The 6,932-nt window shown below is 57.2% G+C and carries 9 protein-coding genes; all 9 read right to left on the reverse strand.

Going from position 1 to position 6,932, the window contains the following annotated elements; translation table 11 throughout:
- Positions 1–843 (reverse strand): 50S ribosomal protein L2, encoded by an 843-nt coding sequence (rplB, locus tag ACR0E6_RS10850; RefSeq protein ID WP_170356688.1) that lies wholly within the window; start codon positions 841–843, stop codon positions 1–3.
- Positions 844–1,069: 226 nt separating this feature from the next.
- The gene (locus ACR0E6_RS10855; protein ID WP_170456152.1) at positions 1,070–2,152 is read right to left on the reverse strand and encodes a hypothetical protein; all 1,083 of its coding nucleotides are present in this window, start codon (positions 2,150–2,152) and stop codon (positions 1,070–1,072) included.
- Between the two features lie 29 nt (positions 2,153–2,181).
- A complete protein-coding gene (locus ACR0E6_RS10860; RefSeq protein WP_480583165.1) occupies positions 2,182–3,330 on the reverse strand; it encodes an alpha/beta hydrolase in 1,149 nt (382 codons plus the stop codon).
- A gap of 203 nt (positions 3,331–3,533) precedes the next feature.
- Positions 3,534–3,830: a 50S ribosomal protein L23 gene (locus ACR0E6_RS10865; RefSeq protein WP_008757532.1), complete on the reverse strand. Its 297-nt coding sequence runs from the start codon at positions 3,828–3,830 to the stop codon at positions 3,534–3,536.
- Complete coding sequence (rplD, locus tag ACR0E6_RS10870) at positions 3,827–4,444, reverse strand: 50S ribosomal protein L4 (protein WP_155148664.1); 618 nt, start codon at positions 4,442–4,444, stop codon at positions 3,827–3,829. Before rplD ends, ACR0E6_RS10865 begins: the two co-directional genes overlap by 4 nt.
- Positions 4,441–5,166, reverse strand: coding sequence for a 50S ribosomal protein L3 (gene rplC, locus ACR0E6_RS10875; protein ID WP_170351686.1), 726 nt, complete (start codon positions 5,164–5,166; stop codon positions 4,441–4,443). The genes rplD and rplC overlap by 4 nt, the downstream gene beginning before the upstream one ends.
- Positions 5,167–5,184: 18 nt before the next feature.
- A complete protein-coding gene (rpsJ, locus tag ACR0E6_RS10880; RefSeq protein ID WP_008756422.1) occupies positions 5,185–5,499 on the reverse strand; it encodes a 30S ribosomal protein S10 in 315 nt (104 codons plus the stop codon).
- A gap of 198 nt (positions 5,500–5,697) precedes the next feature.
- The gene (locus ACR0E6_RS10885; protein WP_480583122.1) at positions 5,698–6,495 is read right to left on the reverse strand and encodes a hypothetical protein; all 798 of its coding nucleotides are present in this window, start codon (positions 6,493–6,495) and stop codon (positions 5,698–5,700) included.
- A 114-nt stretch (positions 6,496–6,609) separates the two neighbouring features.
- Positions 6,610–6,932, reverse strand: a 323-nt coding sequence (locus tag ACR0E6_RS10890) for an EF-Tu C-terminal domain-related protein (RefSeq protein WP_480583125.1), incomplete at its 5' end; no start/stop codon positions are given.

Below are 6,932 nucleotides of genomic sequence, written 5' to 3' on the forward strand. Positions count from 1 at the left end.
TTAACGTCCCTTCTTCTTGGCGTGCCGCGAGCGGATGATCAGCTTCTGGGACGCTTTGTTCTTGTTGCGGGTTCGCTTACCCTTGGTGTCCTTACCCCACGGCGTAACCGGTGTACGGCCACCCGATGTACGACCTTCACCACCACCGTGCGGGTGATCGATCGGGTTCATTGCAACACCACGAACCGACGGACGAACGCCTTTGTGACGCATACGGCCGGCTTTACCGAGGTTCTGGTTGCTGTTGTCGGGGTTGGACACGGCACCAACGGTGGCCATGCATTCCTGACGGACCATGCGCAGCTCGCCCGAGCTCAGACGGATCTGAGCGTAGCCGCCATCGCGACCAACGAACTGAGCGTAAGTACCGGCCGCACGTGCGATCTGACCGCCTTTACCAGGCTTCATCTCGATGTTGTGGACGATGGTACCGATGGGCATACCCGAGAACGGCATTGCATTGCCCGGCTTGATGTCGGCCTTTGCCGACGCGATGACCTTGTCACCAACAGCCAGACGCTGCGGAGCCAGGATATATGCCTGCTCGCCGTCTTCGTATTTTACCAGTGCGATGAATGCGGTCCGGTTCGGGTCATATTCGATCCGCTCGACGGTTGCCGCTACATCAAATTTGTTCCGTTTGAAGTCAACGATCCGGTAGAGACGCTTTGCGCCACCGCCGCGGCGGCGTGAAGTGATCCGTCCGGTGTTGTTCCGGCCGCCCGATTTGGTCAAACCCTCTGTGAGAGACTTGACCGGACGTCCTTTCCAAAGCTCCGAACGGTCGATCAGCACCAGCCCGCGCTGGCCCGGCGTCGTCGGCTTGTACGACTTGAGTGCCATGCTTTCTGTCTTCCGTTTAGCAAGTGCGAGGGGTTCCCCCGCTATGTGATAGGCCCCCGTAGGTGCCAAGGGTATAGGGCCCCGAAGGTCCCCGGTTACAAATATCACAGGCCCCGGAACGAATCCGAGGCCGCAAGATTGGGAGCGTGTAACAGATCAATTGCACACCGTCCACAGCAAAGGCGCACTTTTCTAAGCAGCGGAGCCGATTGCCCGAAACAAGGCGCTAGTCCAACCAATGTTCAGGTTTTCGTTCAAGCAACCAAGGCGCCGTGTTTCGGAGGGCCCGAACAAACCGCGCATTGAAATCTTCGGCAATTTCTTTTCCGGCGTCTCGCCCAATCGTTGTGCCTTGCTGCGAGTCCCTGCTCATGACCTCGTCAAGCCGACTAGGATCCACTTCCAGTTCCCCGACTTCCTGCGCGATCCTCTCGGCTTGCCGCAGCGGATCAGCAACCAGTGCCCCATAGCTTATCACACTTATCTTCAGACCACGCGCTTTTGCCAGACGCATGGACTCAACCATGTCACTTAACCGCCGGGCCAAACCTACAGGTCGCCCGCCCCACAGCCTGTGCCTGGACCTGGCCCAGGAAACGGGATCTCGTACCAGGAATAAGCATACCGATTCCGGATGGTGACTGCACAGGTCTTCACAGAATGGCGTCACGTTTGACCGCAGCTTTATGCCCATGCTTTTCTGCCCTGCCAAGCGGGTTTTATCCGCGATATCTGCAAGAGCGACCCGAGTCAGCATTCGGAAATCCGCAGGCTGATGATGCAATTTCGGGTTGCCCGCGAGATTGGTTAGAGCGTCCGGTTCAGACCAGGTCAAAAGACCAGCCGCATCACATATCTTGGCAAACAGCGTCGATCCGCAGCGACCAATCGAAAATATGAAAACCGGTCGCGCCGTCAACGGCCGTTGCCAGGATCCGAGATTGCCAAACTTAACCGCGTACCCGTCAGTCGCATTTTGTCGAATGCCCTGATAGTAAAAGCTGTAGCCGGACAGCGAAGCTTCATCCTTTACACGACACCAAAACACCTCGGAGTTTTCTGCGTCGATATGGTGGATATGCAGGTTCGCGAAAGCCTCAGGGCTGAGTGTCACGGGTCCTTCGTCTGCCAGCCGAAGAACATGGCGCGAAGACACAGCTGTTTTCGACTTTCGCGTACCAACGACCCGATACTTCTGGGCCGGGATAGGCGCTGCGTTGTCGGCCTGCTTTACCGTCTGAGAATCTCTGGTCATTCTGCGCGTTTTGTTTTCATTGTTGTCACTCGGGTCTTTCAGGCTGTGGCGCAAAGTACTTCTCTGTGAACTCTATAAAAGTCTCACAATAAAACCGCAGAATATCCTGCGAAACGGGCTGGTTCTCGGAAAAAAAACTCCATACTGTGGTAAACGCCCGGCCTCGTGTCGAAAACCACGTCCACGCCCGCGTTGCGCAGCGCTTCGACCATTGCTGAGGTCTGGGCATGGACCAGATCGCATTCGCCAACAAAGGTGAAGGTTGGCGGCAGGCCGGACCAATCTTTCGTGCGGATTGGGGCCTCATAGGCCGTTACATCGGCACCGCCCCGTCGCCCTGCCCCCAAAAGCCGGTCCCATCCAAACCGGTTCAACGATGGCGGCCAACTCTGATCGGCCGGTGCGACTGGCGTCCAGTTGGCCTCGTCGTCATCGATCATCGGGCAGATCGGGAACTGGAACGCGACATTGACCTCACCGCGGTCACGCGCGCGCAGTGCGGTGGACAGGACCAGCCCACCTCCGGCGCTTTCGCCGCCGAGAATGATCTGGTCGGGCCGTCCGCCGATCTCGTGGGCATTGCGGGCCGCCCACACCAACGCGTCATAACAATCGTCATGCGCCGCCGGGTAGGGCATATCCTTTGCCAGCCGATAGTCGGGAACCACAAATACGGCGTCCGTCGCTTTCAGCAGATTGGCGATCGGTTTGAGCGACGAGCTTTCCGGCGTCCCGATCAGGTATCCGCCGCCATGTAGATGCACGACAACAGGCAGGGGTTCCTTCTGCGCTTTAGGCGAGATCACAAGGGTCCGGACCGAGCCCGAGCCGTCGCTGCGCGGAATCTGAATCTCGCGGCATTGATACGTCTCCGGAAGCGGTGCTATCGGGTGTTTCGACAGGGCATCCAGCAGCCTGACCGCCCACAGTTTTGCGGGCCAGTTGCGCAACAACTTAACAGCAATCCGCCCGACCCAGTCACTGACCGTCCGGTTGCTGAAGAACGCCCCGTGCCCGCAATCATGCTGGATCGCAAACAGGCGCAGCAAAAAGGCCGCATTGAGGACCGAGATTGCAAAAGCCAGCCAATAGCTGACCGACAGAAGCGCCCAGGACAAAGCCCATAGCGCAAAAAATGGAACTATGCTGACGCCAAGCTCGAATGCGCTGCGCATCTGGTTCGGCTCACGGTATTTGGCCAGCGTCGTCACCCAATCCCGCGCTGCGGCCATTTCCGGTTTTCCGGGGTCGAATCTATGGGTCGAGTCATACGCCTGCCATTTTATTACGTTTGCAACCGGATAGAGGAACACTCCGGCATCGCAAGCGGTTTATGGAATTGCCGCGACGTCGCGAGATCAATTTCCAGTGTCACCGCCATACGAAAAAACCCCCGCTCTCGCGGGGGTTCTGTTCTTTTCCAAAGACGTTCCGATCAGAGACCGGTGGATACGTCGATGGTGTTGCCCTCTTCCAGGGTCACATATGCTTTTTTGACGTCTTTCCGACGGCCCAGCTGGCCGCGGAACCGCTTGACCTTGCCTTTGGTCACGGTGGTGTTCACCGCTTTGACCTTCACACCAAACAGCGCCTCAACGGCCTCTTTGATCTGCGGCTTGTTGCTGTCGATCGCCACTTCAAAGACAACCGCGCCGTTTTCGGACGCCATGGTCGACTTTTCGGTGATGATCGGCTTGCGGATCACGTCGTAGTGTTCTGCCTTCGCGCTCATTTCAGACGAGCCTCCAGTGCTTCGACAGCCGCTTTGGTGAGCACCAGGGTGTCACGCTTGAGGATGTCATAAACGTTTGCACCCATCGACGGCAGGATATCCAGACCTTCGATGTTGCGCGACGCCTTCAGGAACCCTTCGTTCACGGTCGCGCCGTCGATGACCAGAGCGCGTTTCCAGCCCAGGTTTGCAACCTGTTTGGCCAGAGCGGCGGTCTTGCCTTCGGCTTCGGCGTTCTCGATCACAACTAGTTCACCTGCCTTGGCTTTGGCCGACAGAGCGTGGCGCAGGCCAAGCTTGCGGAACTTCTTCGGCAGGTCGTGGCCGTGCGAACGAGGGGTCGGGCCCTTGTAGATACCACCCTTGCGGAAGATCGGCGCGTTACGGTCACCATGGCGTGCGCCACCGGTGCCCTTCTGGCGATAGATCTTCTTGGTCGAGTAGCTGGTTTCCGAGCGGGTCTTGACCTTGTGGGTGCCGGCCTGCGCGTTGTTGCGCTGCCAACGGACCACACGGTGCAGGATGTCCGCGCGCGGCTCGAGACCGAACAGATCGGCGTTCAGCTCGATGTCGCCGGCTTTGCCGCCGTCCAGTTTGATTACATCAAGTTTCATGCTTCACCACCTTCCGCGGGCGCTTCTTCCGCAGGTGCTTCGGTTGCAGCCGATTTCACAGCAGCCGGGAAAGGCAGGCCTTCCGGTGCTTTCTTCTTTACGGCGTCCTTGACGGTGACCCAACCCGATTTCGGTCCGGGAACGGCGCCTTTGATGAAGACCAGACCACGGTCGGCGTCGGTTTTGACAACCTCCAGGTTCTGGGTGGTGACACGGGCAGCACCCATGTGACCGGCCATCTTCTTGCCTTTGAACACCTTGCCCGGGTCTTGACACTGACCGGTCGAACCGTGCGAACGGTGGCTGATCGAAACACCGTGCGAGGCGCGCAGACCACCGAAGTTGTGGCGCTTCATCGCACCGGCAAAGCCTTTACCGATCGAGGTGCCCGACACGTCAACTTTCTGACCTTCCAGGAAGTGTTCTGCCGAAATCTCGGCGCCCACTTCGATCAGGCCATCTTCGGAGACGCGGAACTCGGCCAGCTTACGCTTGGGCTCGACCTTTGCAGCGGCATAGTGACCGCGCATGGCCTTCGAGGTGCGTTTTGCCTTGGCAGCACCGGCGCCCAGCTGAACGGCGGTGTAGCCGTCTTTGTCAGCGGTACGCTGTGCAACAACCTGCAGGTTGTCCAGGTGAAGAACGGTCACAGGAATCTGCTTGCCGTCTTCCATGAACAGGCGGGTCATGCCAACTTTTTTTGCGATAATACCAGAGCGCATAATCTATACCCTCCGATCTTACGACTGCAGCTTGATCTCGACGTCCACACCAGCAGCGAGGTCGAGCTTCATCAGCGCGTCAACGGTCTGGGGGGTCGGATCAACGATGTCCAAGAGACGCTTGTGCGTACGGATCTCGAACTGGTCGCGGGATTTCTTGTCAACGTGAGGGCCTCGGAGAACCGTGAACTTCTCAATCTTGTTCGGCAGCGGGATCGGGCCGCGCACGTTCGCGCCGGTCCGCTTGGCAGTGTTGACGATCTCTTGCGTGCTGGCATCCAGAACGCGATAGTCAAATGCCTTCAGCCGAATACGGATGTTTTGGCTTTGCATATTAACAGCCTTTTATCAGGCGTTGAGGTTGAGAGGAGGACAGACGCGCATCGCCAACCCTCTTCGAACCCAAAAGGCGGGAATCACCCCGCCTTGACGTTCTTGTTGAGAACTCGCGCGTATTAGTGGGGTTGGTGGGGTTTGGCAAGGGGGAAATGGCTGTCCTTGACAAACCGATGGTCACCAAAACAGCGCGCCTCAGATGTAGCCAGGCTTTTGCAGTCTTTCATAAAGACCAGCGGCCAAGTTCATGTCCCAACCATCTGAGGGTACCGTCCGCCACTCGTTGTCTTCTGACCAAACCCCGTTCCGGTACTGGACAAATAGAATTCTGAGGAAGTCTGGCTCAAACGAGCACGTTTTTCCTTTCAGTGTTTCCAATGTCTGTACAGGCAAATTTTCGAGTGCAGCGGCGATACTTTCATCATCTGCAGCTTCATATTCTGACAGTCTCCAGCAATGCTCATACACTAACCAAGGCCCGAACGAGTCTGTCCAAGCCCAGCCGCGTCGTGTCCTTTCCATGTAGCCGCAAGCACAGAAGGCCTCGCATATTCTTGTCGTTGAGTTGTTTTTGGGCACTACGGGCACGTAATGGTCAGCAAACTCGTCTGCGTAGTGCGAATTACAAGCGAAAGCCTCAAGCAGTTCGTCAAGATCATCACGTCGATAGTCTGTTGGCAGCTCGATGCTTTGACCGGCTTCCCAAGTAAGCAAGCCGTAGATTCCCTCATTGCGCATTAACCCCGCCCGGGTCAAAGCGCTAAACCCCTTTTCAAAGTTGGACTGCCCACCGGCGTGCAAAAGCGTTGGTGCTGGTGACATGTGCTGCGAGCGCCAAGACATCTCATGAGCAAGCCAAGGAAGAATGGATAATGCCAAAGACCGCTCGTTGGAACTAAGCTCTCGATTCATTTGGGAAATACCGTGCTTTGCAATTGTGTTTGTGAGACCAGTTACCAATCTGACTGCGAGATTGTCCATCGGTAGAAACATGATGGAAACCTTTCGACCAAAAAGGCCGCCCCTTGTGGGAGCGGCCTTCTTTAGTTCGACGGTGTGGGCTCTCATTGCTCATTCAGAGCAACTGCCGCCCACCGCTTTCCAAAATTATTCAATAATTTTGGAAACAACACCCGCACCAACGGTGCGGCCACCTTCGCGGATGGCGAAGCGCAGACCGTTTTCCATCGCGATCGGTGCGATCAGCTCAACGCCGAACGATACGTTGTCGCCGGGCATGACCATCTCGGTGCCTTCCGCCAGGGTCACGGTGCCGGTCACGTCAGTTGTACGGAAGTAGAACTGAGGACGGTAGTTCGCGAAGAACGGAGTGTGACGACCGCCTTCTTCCTTGGTCAGGATGTAGGCTTCGGCTTCGAACTTGGTGTGCGGTGTAACCGAACCCGGCTTACACAGAACCTGGCCACGCT

Source organism: Ruegeria sp. AP12 (assembly GCF_056540025.1).

Excerpts from the sequence above, each read along its gene's own strand:
- rplB (WP_170356688.1), bottom strand. The coding sequence starts at position 843 with ATGGCACTCAAGTCGTACAAGCCGACGACGCCGGGCCAGCGCGGGCTG.
- ACR0E6_RS10860 (WP_480583165.1), bottom strand. The coding sequence starts at position 3,330 with ATGGCCGCAGCGCGGGATTGGGTGACGACGCTGGCCAAATACCGTGAG.
- ACR0E6_RS10865 (WP_008757532.1), bottom strand. The coding sequence starts at position 3,830 with ATGAGCGCGAAGGCAGAACACTACGACGTGATCCGCAAGCCGATCATC.
- rplD (WP_155148664.1), bottom strand. The coding sequence starts at position 4,444 with ATGAAACTTGATGTAATCAAACTGGACGGCGGCAAAGCCGGCGACATC.
- rplC (WP_170351686.1), bottom strand. The coding sequence starts at position 5,166 with ATGCGCTCTGGTATTATCGCAAAAAAAGTTGGCATGACCCGCCTGTTC.
- rpsJ (WP_008756422.1), bottom strand. The coding sequence starts at position 5,499 with ATGCAAAGCCAAAACATCCGTATTCGGCTGAAGGCATTTGACTATCGC.
- ACR0E6_RS10885 (WP_480583122.1), bottom strand. The coding sequence starts at position 6,495 with ATGTTTCTACCGATGGACAATCTCGCAGTCAGATTGGTAACTGGTCTC.